Genomic DNA, 15,755 nt, shown 5'->3' on the forward strand with positions numbered 1-15,755 from the left:
GCGGTCAGCTCTGGTCGAGCAGGTCCAGCAGCTCGTCGTTGTAGAAGTCGTCGATGGAGATCGCGCCCGACAGCGTCGAGAAGTACCGGTCGATCTGCTCCTGGTGGCCGACCAGCTTCTGCAGCATCTCGGCCCGCCCCTCGGGCTTCAGCTCGGCCACGTTGAGCGCGCCCTGGTAGTGGTTGAGGGCCTCGCCGCCCAGTTCGTTCTCGTAGCGCCGCAGCGCCGCGTTGAGCGCGGTGTCGTCGTGCAGCCCGTCCCCGATGCGGTCGGTGAGCGACTGGGCCTGGACGAAGGCCTCGGTGATGCCGCGGGCGGTGATGGAGTCCTTGTGGTTCACCGCGTCGCCGACCAGCGCCCACCCGGGCCCGAAGGCCTTGCGGAAGTAGTTCTCCTGGTGCCCGGTGCCGTAGAGCTGCTCCTCGCGCTTGCCCGCCGCCATCCGCTCCCACAGCTCGGGCGCCGTCGTGCGGAAGGCGTCGAGGTAGGCGGGTTCCACCGCCTTGCGCATCTCGGAGAACTCGTCCTGCGGGAAGTAGGCCATGAGCAGCGTGAGGTCGTCGTTGGTGGGGATGACGCCGATCCACCGCCCCGGCCGCGCGTACAGCTCGAAGTCGGAGGGGACCCCGGACCAGTAGCTGTAGTAGGTGCAGGTCATCCGCGGGTGCTCGATGACGTTCGGCGCGCCGGTCTTGCGGGCCACCAGCGACCGCATGCCGTCCGCGCCGACGACGAGGCGTGCCCGGTCCGTCGCCTCGCCTCCGCCGGGCGTCGTGTACCGCACCCCGACGACCCGGTCGTCCTCGAACAGCAGGTCGTTGACCGCGCAGCCCTGCCGGAAGTCGACGCCGGCCGCGACGGCTCCGTCCGCGAGGATCGGGTCGAGCACGTACCGCCGGGGCGCGTACGTGGTCCGCTGGCCGTCGACCGGCAGGGAGAATCCGTCGATGCGGACCCCGGGCGCCTCGTAGCGCTGGCGGTCGATCGGCCGGCAGCCCGCCTCGACGAGCTTGTCGAGCAGCCCCCACCGCTTGAGCAGGGCCACGCCCTGCGTGTGGAGGTAGTGGGAGGAGAGCGTGTCCTGCGGGAACCGCGCTTTCTCCAGGAGCAGGACTCGATAACCCTGCCGCGCGAATAGCATGGCCGTCGGCGAACCCGCACAACGGGCACCTATGACAATCACGTCGTACATGGCGCGCCTCTCTTACCAGGTAGTTTTTTGGCCAACGCGGCAGCAGCCGGAAAAGTCATCGTGTTGGTGCGCGCTATCGACGCAGCGAATGAATAAACGCTGCCGAGCACGAAATTGATGCTAGCCGCCCGGACGGGCGGCAGAAAGAGAACCCGCGACCGGAATCGCAGGTCGGCGCGGGCTGTGTCGTGTCCCGCCGGCGGGACACGACACAGCCCGCGCCCGACACTACGGGGCCACCGGGTCCAGGGATTCGATGTACGCGGAGATCGACGCCACCGTCGGGTTGAGGAACATCTGGTCCATCGGGACCTCGACGCCCAGTTCCTCCATGAAAGCATCCTGAATTCGGAACATGATCACGGACTGGCCGCCCAGGGTGAAGAAATCGTCGTCGGCCACTATGTCGTCGACTTTCAGCTCCCGGCACCAAATGGCACGCACGCTGTCGGCAATCATCATTGTCCTCTCTGGTTCGCCGACAGGTTTGTTGTCGGCTGCCGCGTCGGCTGTCACGCCGCGCCGCTCATCGCGTACTGCTTCTGGAGCGAGTCGACCAGCGCCGCGCGGTCGACCTTCCCGTGCGGGCTCAGCGGGAGCCGCAGGACGTTCACGAACCTGGCCGGGACCATGTTGCGCGGCAGGGTCTGCAGGAGACGGATACGCACGTCGTCCTCGGTGAGCTCGTCCCGGGTCGGGACGACGAACGCGGTCAGTTCGGCCTCACCGGCGTCGTTGGGCGCGACGACCACGGCGGCCTCCCGGATCCCGGCCAGCCGGCCGAGCGCGCGCTCGATGTCGGTGGGGTCGATACGCATGCCCCGCACCTTCACCTGCGCGTCCATCCGGCCGGCGACCACGAGGTTGCCGGCCTCGTCGATGCGGCCGCGGTCGCCCGTGCGGTACACCCTGAGCGGCGCGCCGTCGACCTCGACCGTCGCGAACTTCGCGTTCTCGGGGCCCGCTCCGCCCAGATAGCCCGCGCCGACGCTCGCCCCGGAGATGCAGACCTCGCCGTACTCCCCCGCGCCGACGCCGCGCAGCTCCTCGTCGAGAAGGTGGATGTCGGTGTTGTAGGCCGGCCTGCCGACCGGGGTGATGTCGTGTCCGCCGCGCCAGTATCCGGCGAGGTCGTAGGAGGTGGCGACGTCCGTGCACTCGGCGACGCCGTACTGGTGCAGGAGGGTGCAGGCGTTGCCCTCGCGCCGCGCCCAGTTGGCGAGCCGTTCGGTCTTCAGCGGCTCGCCGCCGAAGAGCACGTAGTCGAGCCGGGTGAGCGCGTCGCCGCCGCGCGCGGTCTCCCAGTCCACGAGCAGGTACAGGGTGCTGGAGGCGCAGTGCACGACGCGTATGTCGTGCTGGGTGAGGACGCGGTAGGCCATCATGGCGTCGAAGTTCCGGCTCGCCATCAGGTACTGGGTGGCTCCGCAGAACAGCGGTGTCATCAGCGCCCGTTGGGACAGGTCGAACCCGAAGGCGCTGACGACCAGGTTGTGCGACCCGCTGTGCAGGCCGTACTCGAGCTTCAGCCAGTTCATCAGGTTGAACCAGCCCTCGTGCCGCACCGCGGTCAGCTTCGGCGTTCCGGTCGAACCGGACGTGAAGACCGCGTAACACACGTCGTCGCCGGTGACGTGGACGTCGGGGGCGATCGCCGGGAGCTGCGCGAGGTGGTCGGTGAGCTGCTCCAGGTCGACGACCTCGACGCCCGCCGAGTCGACCATCCCCCGCGTCTGGGGGGAGGCGACGATCAGGGCGAGGGAGGGGACCTGGCCCAGCAGGAGCTGGAGCCGGGCCGCCGGATAGGCCGGGTCGAACGGCACGTACGCCGCGCCCGCCTTCAGCGTGCCGAGGATGGCGACGAGCATGTCGGCCGAGTAGTCGAGACAGACGCCGACCTTCGCTTTCCGGCCGTGCCCGCGCGCGGCGAGGAAGTGCGCGAACCGGTTCGCCCGCGCGTCCAGCTCGGCGTATGTCATCTGACGGCCGGCGTGGACGACGGCCACGGCGTCGGGGGTGGCCGCCGCGTTGGCCTCGAACTGCTGGTGCACGACGGGCGCCGGGGGCAGGGCGACCCGCTTTCCCTGAAGGATCATCAACTGGCTCCGATGTGAGAGAAGTCCGGTCAGACGAGTCGCCGGCGCGTCACGAGAACGGGTGCCGGCCGGCGCGTGCGGCGCGACGCGCCTTCAGGCGGTGCCGCTCCCGGCGGTGCGGCGGTCGGCGGTCGCGAGCATCTGAGTCACCCATTCGCCGACGGGCAGACCATGCGCGGCGGCCGCCTTTGAGTAGTGCTCGAGCTGGTCGGCGGAGAGCTCGATGGTGAGGGTGGTGACCTGCGGCCGGCGCTTCTCGGCGGCCGGCGGCTCCGCGGACCGGGGCGCCGCCTGCTGCTCGTCGTCGCCGCTCGGGGAGATCTCGGTGGTGTCGCTCTGCGCGGCCAGGCTGGCGCGCAGTGCCCTGCGGAGTTCGTTGCGCGACCACTTCTGCTGTTCGGCCTTGCGCAGCCAGTAGTCCTGCTCCGGCGGCGACAGACGGGCCACCTCCGCGTGGTGGGCGAAGCTGAGGCCGTCCCGCCTGCGGTCGTGCTCGAACCGCCGGGCCACCCACGCGTAGTTGCGCAGGGTCTGGTAGTCGAGCCCGGTGCGCTCGATGGCCTCCTTGTACCGCCGCCAGCCGTAGGTGGCCTCCCCGAAGAGCAGCCAGTCGGCGAGCCACCACGCCGAGGAGTTCACGAGCTCGCGCAGGTTGGTCCCGATCTGCTCCCAGGACCGCTCCGGCAGGTTCTGCGGGAAGAGCATCCCCGTCTTCTGCACCTTGGCCTGCGTCCCCACGAAGGACAGGACCACGTCGCGCTGCGCCGGCTCACCGCTGGTGTCCACCGGCCTCGTCTTGTACCTGCTCGCCGTTCTCACAGCCCCCGTCACAACCTTCATCTCCCAACTCAGAGCGTCTTCCCGGGCGTCGGCTGGTCACTCGGCCGGGCACCCGGGCGGTATGTACTGCGTGGGCGCCGGCGGGACATGGGCGTGCGGGCCCGCGAAGCCGGTCGCGGGCGTCGCGGGCCGCGGCGCCTTCCACCAGGTTCTTTCGGTTCGTACGTCCGGACAGCGCCGTCCCGGTCGGGACCGCGGACCCGGCGGCGGCAGCCGAGGGACCGGGACGGCACGGGCGGGATCCGCCGCGTCGGCTCGACGAGAGTCCGGGCGGGCCGTTCAGCCCGCCGCCATGGCATCCCGCAGGCTTTTGGGGCGCAGGTCCGTCCAGTTCTGCTCGACGTACTCCAGGCACTCGGCCCTGGCCGCCTCGCCGAAGACCACCCGCCAGCCCGCGGGAACCTCGGCGAACGCCGGCCACAGGGAGTGCTGCTCCTCGTCGTTGACCACGACGTGGAAGCGGCCGTCCTCGTCATCGAAGGGGTTCGTGCTCAACTGGCACCGTCCTTAACCGTCACGGGGTGACTGGGGATGGGAGAACGCCGGGCCCACCGGCCCGGCCTCGGGCCGGGGCCGCCGGCCCTCGACGTACACACGGGAGATCGGCCGCCCGCGTTTTCTGGGACCGGGCGCGGTCGTGGTACGGGCTTGGCTGCCCCACGTGGCCGGTAGCCGACTCGCCGACCACTGTAGCCATGGCCCCGCTCAGATCCGGTCGAGTTCCGCTCGAGACGCCGGGTGGCAGCCGGCGGCCTCCGGACCGGGGCGGGGCGGGCGCCCGGACCAGGGCTGAGACGGGTGTCCGGCGGGCGTCCGACGCGTAGTCGCCCAGGTACGGGGAGTACTGTCCCCACGTCGTGGGCGCGCCGCCCGAGATTCGCTAGAGGGTTCCCACACCGGCGGCGGAGTCCCCCTGGTGCCCGCTCCGTTTCGGCCACCGCCGTTCTATGGTGCGAACGTGCGCAGCCCGATCCGAGGGGGAGCGATGGACAGCACACCACCTGCCTTGCGCCTGTTCGTCCTGCACCACGCGGGAGGCTCGCACGTGCTGTACCGCCACTGGCCTGCCGGGCTGCCGGACACGTGGGACGTGCGGCTGCTCGACGCCCCGGGTCACGGCTTCCTCCTCGATCAGCCTCGGATCGCGGAGGCCGGCCGCCTCGCCGACTTCCTGCTGCACCACATCGAGCCCGAACTGACGGGTCCCTACGCCCTGTTCGGGCACAGCATGGGCGCCCTCCTGGCGTACGAGATCACCCGGCGGGCCCTCGACCGGGGCCTGCCCCGGCCGGTGTGGGTCGGTGTCTCGGCCCGCACCGCGCCGCAGCTCGTGGTTCCGGGGCGGCGCTACCACGCGCTGCCCGAGGCCGAGCTGCGGGAACGTCTGAAGGCGCTCGGCGGCACGCCCGACAGCGTCTTCGACGACCCCGGGCTGTGGACCCTGTTCGAGCCGGTCATCCGCAACGACCTGCGCCTGGTGGAGACCTGGCGCCCCGCTCCCGGCACCGGTCCGCTGCCCGTGGCGCTGTCCGCCTACGCGGGCGCCGAGGACCGCCACGCCTCACCGCCGCGGATGGCGGGCTGGGAGGAGCACAGCGAGCACTTCCTGGGCCTGCGGGTCTTCGACGGCGGTCACTTCTACTTCCAGGGCGATCCCCGGCCGCTGCTGCGGCGGATCGAACGGGACGCGACCACGGCGCTCGACGCGGTGACCGCGGCGCACTCCTCCTGAACTTCCCGTGCCTCCCCAACGCACGGCACACGAGTAAGCACGAGTACGGCATCCGCCACCTACGGACGAGTCTTCTGAAACGGGGAAATGACGATGCGGACGACGACGACACGGAAGAGACCGAGCGCGGGCGTGGTCGCGCTGGCGGCGGCGGCCCTCACGGCCACCGTTCTCACGCATCCCGCCCAAGCGGCCGGGGACGCTCCCGCCGCGGCGGGAGGCCACCAGGCGACGCAGCGTGCGATGGACGCGGCCGTCGCCGCCGGCGTCCCCGGCATCACCGCCGAAGCGCGGGACGCGGACGGGGTCTGGAAGTCGGCGTCGGGTGTGGGCGACCTGACGACGGGCGCCCCGCGCGGCGAGAACGACCGGTTCCGTGTCGGCAGCATCACCAACACGTTCGTGGCGGTCGTCCTGCTCCAGATGGAGGCGGAGAAGAAGCTCGGCCTGGACGACACCGTGGAGCGTCATCTGCCCGGCCTGGTGACCGGCAACGGCAACGACGGCAGCCGGATCACCGTACGCCAGCTCCTCAACCACACCAGCGGTCTGACCGACTACTTCAACGACCCGCAGTACCTCGACACGTACGTGCTGGGCGACGGTTTCCTCCAGCACCGGTACGACACGCTGCCGCCCGGGGCCCGCCTGCGGGTGGCGTTCTCCCACGCGCCGCAGTTCGAGCCGGGCGCCAGGCACTCGTTCTCCCACACCAACGACATCCTGGCCGCGCTGATCGTCGAGAAGGCGGGCGGCAGGTCGTACGAGGAAGAGGTGCGCGAGCGCATCGTCGCGCCCCTGAAGCTGGAGGCGACGTCCCACCCCGGCACGGACTTCGGCCTGCCCCGGCCGAGCGGCCGCGAGCACGCCAGGCTCTTCCTCGCACAGCCGGACCGGATCGACGACGTCACCGAGGTCAACGGGTCGCAGTTCTGGGGCGACAGCGACATCATCTCCAGTACGAGGGACCTGAACCGGTTCTACGCGGCGCTGCTGAAGGGCAAGCTGCTGCCGCCGCGGCAGTTGGCGAAGATGAAGTCGACCGTGGTCAACCCCGACGCCCCCGGCTCGTCCTACGGGCTCGGCATCGAACGGCTCACGCTGGGCTGCGGCACCACCCTCTGGTACCACGACGGGGGAACGATGGGGTCGATCTCCCTGGTCGCCATGACCGAGGACGGTCGCCACCGGCTCGCGTTCAACTACAACGGGACCTGGGCGGCGGAGAGCATCCTGCCCATTCTGGACGCCGAGTTCTGCGAGGCACCCGCCCGCTCGCGCTGAGGCGGCGGGCCGCGAGGACCGGGACACGTGTCCGTCGACGGGGAGAATTCATGACAGTGCGAGCGGCCGTGGCAGGAGCGAGCGGCTACGCGGGGGGCGAGCTCCTGCGTCTGCTCCTGGCCCACCCCGAAGTAGAGATCGGTGCCCTGACCGGGCACTCCAGCGCGGGACAGCGGCTGGGCGCGCTGCAACCGCACCTGGCCCCGCTGGCCGGGCGGGAGTTGCTGCCCACCACCGCCGACGCCCTCACGGGGCACGACGTCGTCTTCCTCGCCCTGCCGCACGGGCAGTCCGCCGCGGTGGCGGAGCACCTGGGCGAGGAGACGCTCGTCGTCGACTGCGGCGCGGACTTCCGCCTCGCGGACGCGGCCGACTGGCAGGCGTTCTACGGCTCGCCGCACGCGGGCACCTGGCCCTACGGCCTGCCCGAACTGCCCGGCGCCCGCGCCGCGCTGGCGGGCACCCGGCGCATCGCGGTGCCGGGCTGCTACCCGACCGCGGTCCTGCTGGCCCTCTTCCCCGCGTACGCGGCCGGGCTGGCCGAGCCCGAGGCGGTGGTCGTCGCGGCGTCCGGCACGTCCGGCGCCGGCAAGGCGGCCCGGGCGGACCTGCTCGGCAGCGAGGTCATGGGCTCCATGCGGCCCTACGGCGTGGGCGGCGGCCACCGGCACACGCCCGAGATGAAGCAGCACCTCGGCGCCGCGGCGGGCCACCCGGTCGCCGTCTCCTTCACCCCCACCCTGGCCCCCATGCCCCGCGGCATCCTCGCCACCTGCTCGGCCGCGGCCCGGCCCGGGGTCGGCGCGGCGGACGTACGGGCCGCGTACGAGAAGGCGTACGGCGACGAGCCGTTCGTGCGGCTGCTGCCCGAGGGGCAGTGGCCCGCCACCGGAGCCGTGTACGGGTCGAACGCCGGGCAGGTCCAGGTGGCCCTCGACCCGGAGGCCGGCCGGATCGTCGCGATCAGCGCCATCGACAACCTCACCAAGGGCACCGCGGGCGGCGCCGTCCAGAGCATGAACGTCGCCCTCGGCCTGCCCGAGTCACTGGGGCTTTCCACGATCGGAGTCGCACCGTGAGCGTCACCGCAGCACGAGGCTTCAGGGCGGCGGGCATCGCCTCGGGAATCAAGCAGAACGGCAGCCGGGACCTGGCGCTCGTCGTGAACGACGGGCCGGGCAGTGCCGCCGCGGGCGTCTTCACCGCCAACCGCGTGCAGGCCGCCCCCGTCCGGTGGTCCCGGCGGATCCTCGCGGACGGCTCGGTCCGCGCGGTGGTCCTCAACTCCGGCGGCGCCAACGCCTGCACCGGGCCGCAGGGCCTCGCGGACACCCGCGCCACCGCCGAGCGGACCGCCGGACGGCTCGGCCTGGACGTCTCCCAGGTGGCGGTCTGCTCCACCGGGCTCATCGGTGTGCGGCTGCCCATGGACCGGCTGCTGACCGGCGTCGAGGACGCCGCCGGCCGGCTGTCCGAGGACGGCGGCGAGGACGCGGCGCGCGCCGTCATGACCACCGACACGGTGCACAAGACGGCCGCCGTGACGAAGGACGGCTGGACGGTCGGCGGCATGGCCAAGGGCGCCGGGATGCTCGCCCCGGGCCTGGCCACCATGCTGGTCGTCCTCACCACCGACGCCGACGTCGACGCCCGGGCGCTGGACCCGGCCCTGCGCGCCGCCGCCCGGGTCACCTTCGACCGCGTCGACTCCGACGGCTGCATGTCCACCAACGACACGGTGCTGCTGCTCGCCTCCGGTGCCGCCGGCGCCGCTCCCGGGTACGAGGAGTTCGCCGACGCCGTCCGCGCGGTCTGCGCCGACCTGGCCCGGCAGCTCGTCGGGGACGCGGAGGGTGCCTCCAAGGAGATCCGCGTCGAGGTCGTGGGCGCCGCGAGCGAGGACGACGCCGTCGAGGTGGGCCGCTCCGTCGCCCGCAACAACCTCCTCAAGTGCGCCGTCCACGGCGAGGACCCCAACTGGGGCCGTGTGCTGTCCGCCGTCGGCACCACCTCCGCCGCGTTCGCGCCGGACCGGCTGAGCGTCGCCATCAACGACGTGTGGGTGTGCAAGGACGGCTCGGTGGGCGAGGACCGCGCGCTGGTGGACATGACCGGCCGCGAGGTCCGGATCACCGTGGACCTCGCCGAGGGCGCGGACCACGCCGTCGTCTGGACCAACGACCTGACCGCCGACTACGTCCACGAGAACAGCGAGTACTCCTCATGAGCGCTTCACCGTCTCCTCGGCCACTCCCCCACTCCTCCGGCCGCGACCGCTCCGGCGAGCACGCGGCCCTGCCCAAGGCCCGCGCCCTCATCGAGGCGCTGCCGTGGGTGGCGCGCCACCACGGCAAGACCGTCGTCATCAAGTTCGGCGGCAACGCCATGGTCGACGACGACCTCAAGGCGGCCTTCGCCATGGACATCCTCTATCTGCGGCACGCGGGCCTGAACCCGGTCGTGGTGCACGGTGGCGGCCCGCAGATCAGCGCGCAGCTCGGGCGTCTGGGTCTGGAGTCCCGGTTCGAGAGCGGCCTGAGGGTCACCACGGACGAGACCATGGAGGTCGTCCGCATGGTCCTGGCCGGGCAGGTGCAGCGCGAGCTGGTCGGGCTGCTCAACGCGCACGGCCCGCACGCGGTGGGCCTCACGGGTGAGGACGCCCGTCTGATGACCGCCGTCAAGCACTACGCCGACAAGGACGGCGCGCCCGTCGACATCGGCCGCGTCGGCGAGATCGCCCACGTCGACGCCGGGATCGTGCGGGGCCTCATCGACAACGGACGCATCCCCGTCGTCTCCCCCATCGCCCGGCCCGAGAACGACAAGGACGCCGCCGAGGGCGGTGTGTTCAACGTCAACGCCGACACCGCGGCCGCGGCCCTCGCCGTCGCGCTCGGCGCCGAGACGCTGCTGATCCTGACCGACGTCGAGGGCCTGTACCGGAACTGGCCCGACAGCGACGAGGTGATCCCCCGCCTGACCGCCGGCGAACTGACCGGGCTGCTGCCCCGGCTGTCCTCCGGGATGATCCCCAAGATGGAGAGCTGCCTGCACGCCGTGAACAACGGCGTGGGCTCCGCCCGCGTCATCGACGGCCGGGTCCAGCACTCCATCCTGCTGCAGATGTTCACCGACGACGGGGCGGGCACGGTGGTCGTCCCGGACGACGACGCCGGCGTCCGGGGGGTGACGGCATGAGCGACGGCGTGCACGGCGGCGTGGACCTCGCCGGCGCCGGCGGAAGCGTCGCGGACCTCGCCTGCGTGGGTGCGGGCAACGCGGCGCTGACCCGGCGCTGGCAGGGCGCCATGATGGACAACTTCGGCACCCCCCGGCTGCCGCTGGTCCGCGGCCGGGGCGTCCGGGTCTGGGACGCGGAGGGCAACGAGTACCTCGACTTCGTCGGCGGCATCGCGGTCAACTCGCTCGGCCACGCTCACCCCGCGCTCGTCCGGGCCGTCTCCGAGCAGGTCGCCTCGCTCGGCCACGTCTCGAACCTGTTCATGGCCGAACCGACCGTGCGGCTCGCCGAGCGCCTGCTGCGGCTCGCCGGGCGCCCGGACGGCCGGGTCTACTTCTCCAACTCCGGCGCCGAGGCCAACGAGGCGGCGTTCAAGATCGGCCGCCTCACCGGCCGTACGCACATGGTGTCGGCGTCCGGCGGCTTCCACGGCCGCACCATGGGCGCCCTGGCCCTCACCGGCCAGCCCGCCAAGCAGCGCCCCTTCCGGCCGCTGCCGGGCGAGGTCACCCATGTGCCGTACGGGGACGTCGAGGCCCTGCGCGATGCCGTCACGCCGGAGACCGCGCTGCTGGTGCTGGAGCCCGTGCAGGGGGAGAACGGCGTGGTCGTCCCCCCGCCCGGCTATCTGCGGGCCGCCCGCGAGATCACCGCGGCAACCGGGACCCTCCTCGTCCTGGACGAGATCCAGACCGGCATCGGGCGCACGGGCCGCTGGTTCGCGGCCGAGACCGAGGGCGTCGAGGCGGACGTCGTCACCCTCGCCAAGGGCCTGGGCGGGGGCCTGCCCATCGGCGCGACGCTCGCCTTCGGCCGGGCCGCGCAGCTGCTCACGCCCGGCGCGCACGGCTCCACCTTCGGCGGGAACCCCGTGGTGTGCGCGGCCGCCCTCGCCGTACTGGACACCATCGAGCAGGCGGGCCTCCTGGACCACGTGGCCCGGACGGGGCAGCGGCTGCGGCACGGTCTGGAGCACCCGCGCCACCCGCTGGTGCGCGAAGTGCGCGGTACCGGGCTGCTGCTGGGCGTCGTGCTCGACGGGGACGCGGCGGCGCGCGTGCAGCGGGCGGCCGAGGACCGGGGGCTCCTGGTGAACGCGGTGATGCCGGACGTCGTCCGGCTCGCCCCGCCGCTGATCGTGTCGGACCGCGAGGTGGACACGTTCCTCGACCGCTTCCGGGCGGCCCTGGGCGAGGTGCCGGCGAGGTGCCGGCGACGGCGGCCTGAGCCGAGAGCGGGCCAGAGGGCCCACCGATGAAGCGCACTTCCCCTGGAGGCATGATGACGTGTCAGGCCGGACGGACCGCGGGGTCGCCCGGCGGCCCGGCGAACACCCACCCCCAGCCCCACGGGGGCCAGGTGCTGACGACGAGAGTGGGCCTGCGGATGCCGGCCCGGATGGCGTACGACGAGTGGGAGCGGGCCGGACAGCAGCTCGCCGGCGTCCTCGACTCGTCCTCCTGGTGGCTGGGCGACTGGCTCGTCTACGGCAAGGACCACTACACCGACCGCTACCAGCGCGGGATTCGCGCCGCCGGCCTCTCGTACCAGACCCTGCGCAACTACGCTTGGGTCGCACGCCGCTTCGGCCTCGCCCGGCGCCGCCCCGCCCTGAGCTTCCAGCACCACGCCGAGCTGGCCTCCATGCCGGCCGACGAGCAGGATCTCTGGCTCGACCGCGCCGAGGAGGGGCGGTGGAGCACCAAGCAGTTGCGCGCCGCCCTGCGCGCCGCCCGCCAGGACGAGCGCCGGCCGCGCACCCTCACCGAGCCGAGCGGCCGCCTGGAGGTCCCCGGCCACCGTCTGCGACGGTGGCACGAGGCGGCGGAGCAGCTGGGCGTCGACTTCGAGCAGTGGGTGACGGCCACGCTGGACAGCGCGGCGGCGAGCGCCCTGGAGGACGCGCGGGACCCCGTCCGGCCGGTGGCCGTCAGCGCGTGAACCGTCGGTGCCGGGGGCCTCGGTGCCGAGACTCCCGGTGCCGAGACTCCCGGCACCGGGGTCCCGGGCAGGTCACGGCAGCCGACTCATCAGCCCGGCGGTCTCGCGCTTGTGCCGGCACGCGCTCTGCCCGAACGACTCCCGTACCCTCTCGCGCACCTCGGCCGGCTGCTCCTGGCTGAGCTTGAACATGCCCTCGGCCCCGGTCACCGTGAACCGGAAGGCGCCCACGGCGGGCAGGATCTTGCGGAAGTAGTCGACCGACTCGGTCATGTCCCAGCCGTCGCCGAACTCCCCCTCATAGGCACGCACGGTGGCCTGCACCACGTCCAGCGTCTCCTCCGTCGAGTCGATCTTCTCCACCACGCCCCGGGCGTGCACCGCGGTGAAGTTCCAGGTGGGGGCGGCCGGGGTCGTCTCGTACGCAGCGGGCGACACGTAGGAGTGCGGCCCGGTGAACGTCAGCAGCAGGATGCCGCCCGTCTGAAGGGCCGACCAGTGCGGGTTCGCCCGGTTCATGTGCCCGAGCAGCGTGGCCCCCGGCAGCCGGCCGGGCCGGTCGCCGGACCTCTCGGGGTCGAATATGACCGGCAGATGCGTGGCGAAAGGACCGTCCTCGGGACTCCCATTGGACACGGCGAGCGCCAATGGATTACCACGGACCAGATCCATCATCCACGAATTGTCCGGTTCGCGATAGAAACTGGGCACGAACATCCGGGTTCACCCTCTCGGTAATTGACTCAAGGCATGACTCAGGCTCAGAGTGTGACTGATCGCATTACTCCGGACACTTACGCCGTCGTCCGCGTCACGCGGAGTTGTCAGAAATCTTCGCCGACCATACCGGTGTCCTGTCGGCAGGACAATGTTTTCGAATATCGCGCACCTCGAGAAGCTCTCGAATGGTCTTCATGCCGTCTTCAAGTTTCCTTTGAGATGCTCCTCGTTCTCCTCGGAGAAACAGCACAGAACGGTCTCTCGGGCCACCGGTCGAGTTTTCCAGACGTAAGCGGGAGAATTTTCCATGGGCATAACGGGCAGGCGTCACCAAGAGATCTACGACGTGATCGGTATCGGGTTCGGCCCGTCCAACATGTCGCTCGCGATCGCCTTGGAGGAGCACGAGGCGAGCGCTCCGCAGCATCCGCTCAAGTATCACTTCTTCGAGCGGCAGCCCACCTTCGGCTGGCACCGGAACATGCTGCTGCCGTCCACGACCATGCAGATCTCATTCCTGAAGGACCTGGCGACCTTCAGGAACCCGATGTCCCGGTTCAGCTTCATCTCCTTCCTGCACTCCTCGAACCGGCTGGTGCAGTTCGTGAACAACCAGGACTTCTTCCCGACCCGGCAGGAATTCCACCAGTACCTGGAGTGGGCGGCCGCCGGCCTGAGCGACCGGGTCACCTACGGCACCGAGGTCACCTCGATCCGGCCCGCCACCGAGGGCGGGACCCTCCGGCCCGACCTCCTGGAGATCGAGGTGCGCGGCGGCGACGGCACCACCAGCGTGGTCACCGCCCGCAACGTGGTCATCTCCACGGGTCTGGTGCCGCGCCTGCCGGAGGGCGTGACGGCCGACGAACGGGTGTGGCACAGCTCGCAGTTCCTGAGCAAGTTCAACGCGCGCGACCCGCAGGAGCTCAAGAGCGTGGCGGTGGTCGGCGCCGGCCAGAGCGCGGCCGAGATCACCCGGTTCTTCTACGACTCGCTGCCGCACGCGCAGGTCTCCGCGGTCATCCCGTCCTACGGCTACTCCGTCGCCGACGACACCCCCTTCGCCAACCAGGTCTTCGACCCCGGCGCGGTCGACGAGTACTACTACGGCACCGACCGGGCCCGGGACGCGTTCTGGCGCTACCACCGCAACACCAACTACTCGGTGGTCGACACCGACGTCATCCGGGCGCTGTACCAGCGGTCGTACGACGAGCAGGTGCGCGGCACCCACCGGCTGCACTTCCGCAACCTCACCCGGGTCGTCGAGGTCGAGAGCACCGGCGGGAGCACGCGGATGGTGCTGCGTTCGCTCTTCGACGACCGGACGGAGGGCCTGGCCGTGGACGCGCTGGTGTTCGCCACCGGCTACGACGGGGTGGACCCGGCCCGCCTGCTCGGCGACGACTTCGACGCGCACTTCGCGCGCGACGCGGCGGGCCGGCACCGGGTGGAGCGCGACTACCGCCTCGTCTCCTCGCCGGAACTGACCTGCGGCGTCTACCTCCAGGGCGGCACCGAGCACACGCACGGTCTGACGTCGGCCCTGCTGTCGAACATGGCGGTACGCAGCGGTGAGATCGCCGACTCGATCGTGCTGGGGCGCACCGAGCGGGAGCTGGGCCGTACCCACTCGGTGGAGGAGGCGTCCTCGGCCGCCTGAGGCCGCCTGTGGCGGCCTCAGGCGCACGTCGTGAGCGGGCCCCGGTGCTGCGGTCGCAGCACCGGGGCCCGCTCCGTGTGGGCGAGACGCGTCGTCCAGGGCGCCCGCGTCAGGCTGCCTCTCCCAGACCGCGCTCGTCCCGCCGTACCCGCCTGCCCCAGTCCCGCCGCCCCGACCGCTCCTGCTCCTGCCGCGCCCGTTGGTCCCTCTGCTCCCGCGCCTGCTGGACGGCGTACACGGCGACGAAGGCGGCGAGTCCTCGCGGGGCGCCGCCCGGCCCGAGGGCAGTGACCGGCACGCTCCGTCCGAACTCCCGCGACAGCGTGCGGTGCGCCGACAGCGCGGCGGCCACCAGTTCACCCTGGGAGCGGTGGGCGCGGCCGGGACGGTCCGCGTCCCCGCGGGTCATCGCGAGCGCCTCGGCCCAGGCCCGGGAGGCGGTCGTCTTGTCGTCGCGCGCGTGCGGTACCGGGATGGGACGTAGCTCCGGCATGGCTGCCTCCTGTGCGTCCGGCTGCTCTCGGTCGAGGGTTCAGGCCAGGTCGTCGCGGGTCACCCGGCGGTGCGCGACGCGCCACTCGCCTGCGGTGCGGACCAGGACGTCCTCCATGACGCACACGCGCAGCCCCTTGGGGCTGCCCCCGCCCGGCGTCACGTACACCAGGGCCGAGCAGCGGGTGTGCAGTGTTCCGTCCGGCTGGGGCTGTACGTCCAGCATGCCGACCCAGTGGTCGAGGCGGCCGCCGGCCCGCAGCTGCCGTTCCGCGCCGGACCGTACGTAGCGGGCGAGCCCGTCGAGGGCGCGCACGGGCTCGGGGAGGGGCGGCAGTTCGAGGACGGCGTCCTCGGTGAAGGTGAGCGCCCAGCGCTCGGCGTCGTGCGCGTCCAGGATCCGCATCTGGTGCGCGTAGAACTCCTGCGCCTCCGCGTACAGGGCGGCGAACGTCCGGCTCTGGAGCGTGCGTTCGACGGTGGTGTCCACCAGCTCGACGGTCATGATCTCAGCCTCCGCTTCCGTCCGTGTCCCTGGGGCGACGCCGGGG

The 15,755-nt window shown here is 71.8% G+C and carries 16 protein-coding genes; 8 read left to right on the forward strand and 8 right to left on the reverse strand.

Annotation, left to right across the window (positions count from 1 at the left end; translation table 11 throughout):
• Positions 1 to 4: 4 nt before the first annotated feature.
• From ACWZEH_RS34805 to ACWZEH_RS34825, 5 genes are all read right to left on the reverse strand, one after another.
• Entirely contained in the window at positions 5 to 1,192 is a 1,188-nt protein-coding gene (locus ACWZEH_RS34805; protein WP_456200200.1) for an NAD(P)/FAD-dependent oxidoreductase, read from the reverse strand.
• Positions 1,193 to 1,420: 228 nt separating this feature from the next.
• Positions 1,421 to 1,708, reverse strand: coding sequence for a phosphopantetheine-binding protein (locus tag ACWZEH_RS34810; RefSeq protein ID WP_456200201.1), 288 nt, complete (start codon positions 1,706 to 1,708; stop codon positions 1,421 to 1,423).
• A complete protein-coding gene (locus tag ACWZEH_RS34815; protein WP_456200203.1) occupies positions 1,705 to 3,288 on the reverse strand; it encodes an amino acid adenylation domain-containing protein in 1,584 nt (527 codons plus the stop codon). The genes ACWZEH_RS34810 and ACWZEH_RS34815 overlap by 4 nt, the downstream gene beginning before the upstream one ends.
• 93 nt (positions 3,289 to 3,381) lie before the next feature.
• A complete protein-coding gene (locus ACWZEH_RS34820; RefSeq protein WP_456200205.1) occupies positions 3,382 to 4,074 on the reverse strand; it encodes an LmbU family transcriptional regulator in 693 nt (230 codons plus the stop codon).
• A gap of 333 nt (positions 4,075 to 4,407) precedes the next feature.
• A complete protein-coding gene (locus ACWZEH_RS34825; protein ID WP_456200206.1) occupies positions 4,408 to 4,623 on the reverse strand; it encodes an MbtH family protein in 216 nt (71 codons plus the stop codon).
• Positions 4,624 to 5,113: 490 nt separating this feature from the next.
• Between ACWZEH_RS34825 and ACWZEH_RS34830 the strand changes: the two genes are divergently transcribed.
• The 7 genes from ACWZEH_RS34830 to ACWZEH_RS34860 all read left to right on the forward strand — a co-directional run bounded on the left by ACWZEH_RS34830 (position 5,114) and on the right by ACWZEH_RS34860 (position 12,329).
• On the forward strand, positions 5,114 to 5,860 hold the full coding sequence (locus tag ACWZEH_RS34830) for a thioesterase II family protein (RefSeq protein WP_456200208.1): 747 nt from the start codon (positions 5,114 to 5,116) through the stop codon (positions 5,858 to 5,860).
• Positions 5,861 to 5,953: 93 nt separating this feature from the next.
• Entirely contained in the window at positions 5,954 to 7,144 is a 1,191-nt protein-coding gene (locus ACWZEH_RS34835) for a serine hydrolase domain-containing protein (RefSeq protein ID WP_456200209.1), read from the forward strand.
• A gap of 50 nt (positions 7,145 to 7,194) precedes the next feature.
• On the forward strand, positions 7,195 to 8,223 hold the full coding sequence (gene argC / locus ACWZEH_RS34840; RefSeq protein WP_456200211.1) for an N-acetyl-gamma-glutamyl-phosphate reductase: 1,029 nt from the start codon (positions 7,195 to 7,197) through the stop codon (positions 8,221 to 8,223).
• On the forward strand, positions 8,220 to 9,371 hold the full coding sequence (gene argJ / locus ACWZEH_RS34845; protein WP_456200213.1) for a bifunctional glutamate N-acetyltransferase/amino-acid acetyltransferase ArgJ: 1,152 nt from the start codon (positions 8,220 to 8,222) through the stop codon (positions 9,369 to 9,371). The genes argC and argJ overlap by 4 nt, the downstream gene beginning before the upstream one ends.
• On the forward strand, positions 9,368 to 10,345 hold the full coding sequence (argB, locus tag ACWZEH_RS34850; protein ID WP_456200215.1) for an acetylglutamate kinase: 978 nt from the start codon (positions 9,368 to 9,370) through the stop codon (positions 10,343 to 10,345). Before argJ ends, argB begins: the two co-directional genes overlap by 4 nt.
• The gene (locus ACWZEH_RS34855) at positions 10,342 to 11,646 is read left to right on the forward strand and encodes an acetylornithine transaminase (protein WP_456200217.1); all 1,305 of its coding nucleotides are present in this window, start codon (positions 10,342 to 10,344) and stop codon (positions 11,644 to 11,646) included. The genes argB and ACWZEH_RS34855 overlap by 4 nt, the downstream gene beginning before the upstream one ends.
• Positions 11,647 to 11,666: 20 nt before the next feature.
• Positions 11,667 to 12,329 carry an LmbU family transcriptional regulator gene (locus tag ACWZEH_RS34860; protein WP_456200219.1) on the forward strand — a complete coding sequence of 221 codons (663 nt, stop codon included), beginning with the start codon at positions 11,667 to 11,669 and terminating at the stop codon, positions 12,327 to 12,329.
• A 72-nt stretch (positions 12,330 to 12,401) separates the two neighbouring features.
• Here ACWZEH_RS34860 and ACWZEH_RS34865 read toward each other — a convergent pair whose 3' ends face one another.
• A complete protein-coding gene (locus ACWZEH_RS34865; protein WP_456200221.1) occupies positions 12,402 to 13,046 on the reverse strand; it encodes an FMN-binding negative transcriptional regulator in 645 nt (214 codons plus the stop codon).
• A 310-nt stretch (positions 13,047 to 13,356) separates the two neighbouring features.
• Here ACWZEH_RS34865 and ACWZEH_RS34870 point away from each other — a divergent pair, with 310 nt between their 5' ends.
• Entirely contained in the window at positions 13,357 to 14,712 is a 1,356-nt protein-coding gene (locus tag ACWZEH_RS34870) for a lysine N(6)-hydroxylase/L-ornithine N(5)-oxygenase family protein (RefSeq protein ID WP_456200223.1), read from the forward strand.
• A gap of 109 nt (positions 14,713 to 14,821) precedes the next feature.
• Here the strand turns inward: ACWZEH_RS34870 and ACWZEH_RS34875 are convergent, their stop codons facing one another.
• A complete protein-coding gene (locus tag ACWZEH_RS34875; RefSeq protein ID WP_456200224.1) occupies positions 14,822 to 15,205 on the reverse strand; it encodes a hypothetical protein in 384 nt (127 codons plus the stop codon).
• Between the two features lie 39 nt (positions 15,206 to 15,244).
• Positions 15,245 to 15,709 (reverse strand): nuclear transport factor 2 family protein, encoded by a 465-nt coding sequence (locus ACWZEH_RS34880; RefSeq protein ID WP_456200226.1) that lies wholly within the window; start codon positions 15,707 to 15,709, stop codon positions 15,245 to 15,247.
• Between the last annotated feature and the right edge of the window lie 46 nt (positions 15,710 to 15,755).

The sequence above is a fragment of the Streptomyces yamdrokensis genome (assembly GCF_053890455.1).

Excerpts from the sequence above, each read along its gene's own strand:
- ACWZEH_RS34805 (WP_456200200.1), bottom strand. The coding sequence starts at position 1,192 with ATGTACGACGTGATTGTCATAGGTGCCCGTTGTGCGGGTTCGCCGACG.
- ACWZEH_RS34815 (WP_456200203.1), bottom strand. The coding sequence starts at position 3,288 with ATGATCCTTCAGGGAAAGCGGGTCGCCCTGCCCCCGGCGCCCGTCGTG.
- ACWZEH_RS34830 (WP_456200208.1), top strand. The coding sequence starts at position 5,114 with ATGGACAGCACACCACCTGCCTTGCGCCTGTTCGTCCTGCACCACGCG.
- ACWZEH_RS34835 (WP_456200209.1), top strand. The coding sequence starts at position 5,954 with ATGCGGACGACGACGACACGGAAGAGACCGAGCGCGGGCGTGGTCGCG.
- argC (WP_456200211.1), top strand. The coding sequence starts at position 7,195 with ATGACAGTGCGAGCGGCCGTGGCAGGAGCGAGCGGCTACGCGGGGGGC.
- argB (WP_456200215.1), top strand. The coding sequence starts at position 9,368 with ATGAGCGCTTCACCGTCTCCTCGGCCACTCCCCCACTCCTCCGGCCGC.
- ACWZEH_RS34855 (WP_456200217.1), top strand. The coding sequence starts at position 10,342 with ATGAGCGACGGCGTGCACGGCGGCGTGGACCTCGCCGGCGCCGGCGGA.
- ACWZEH_RS34860 (WP_456200219.1), top strand. The coding sequence starts at position 11,667 with ATGATGACGTGTCAGGCCGGACGGACCGCGGGGTCGCCCGGCGGCCCG.
- ACWZEH_RS34865 (WP_456200221.1), bottom strand. The coding sequence starts at position 13,046 with ATGTTCGTGCCCAGTTTCTATCGCGAACCGGACAATTCGTGGATGATG.
- ACWZEH_RS34870 (WP_456200223.1), top strand. The coding sequence starts at position 13,357 with ATGGGCATAACGGGCAGGCGTCACCAAGAGATCTACGACGTGATCGGT.
- ACWZEH_RS34875 (WP_456200224.1), bottom strand. The coding sequence starts at position 15,205 with ATGCCGGAGCTACGTCCCATCCCGGTACCGCACGCGCGCGACGACAAG.
- ACWZEH_RS34880 (WP_456200226.1), bottom strand. The coding sequence starts at position 15,709 with ATGACCGTCGAGCTGGTGGACACCACCGTCGAACGCACGCTCCAGAGC.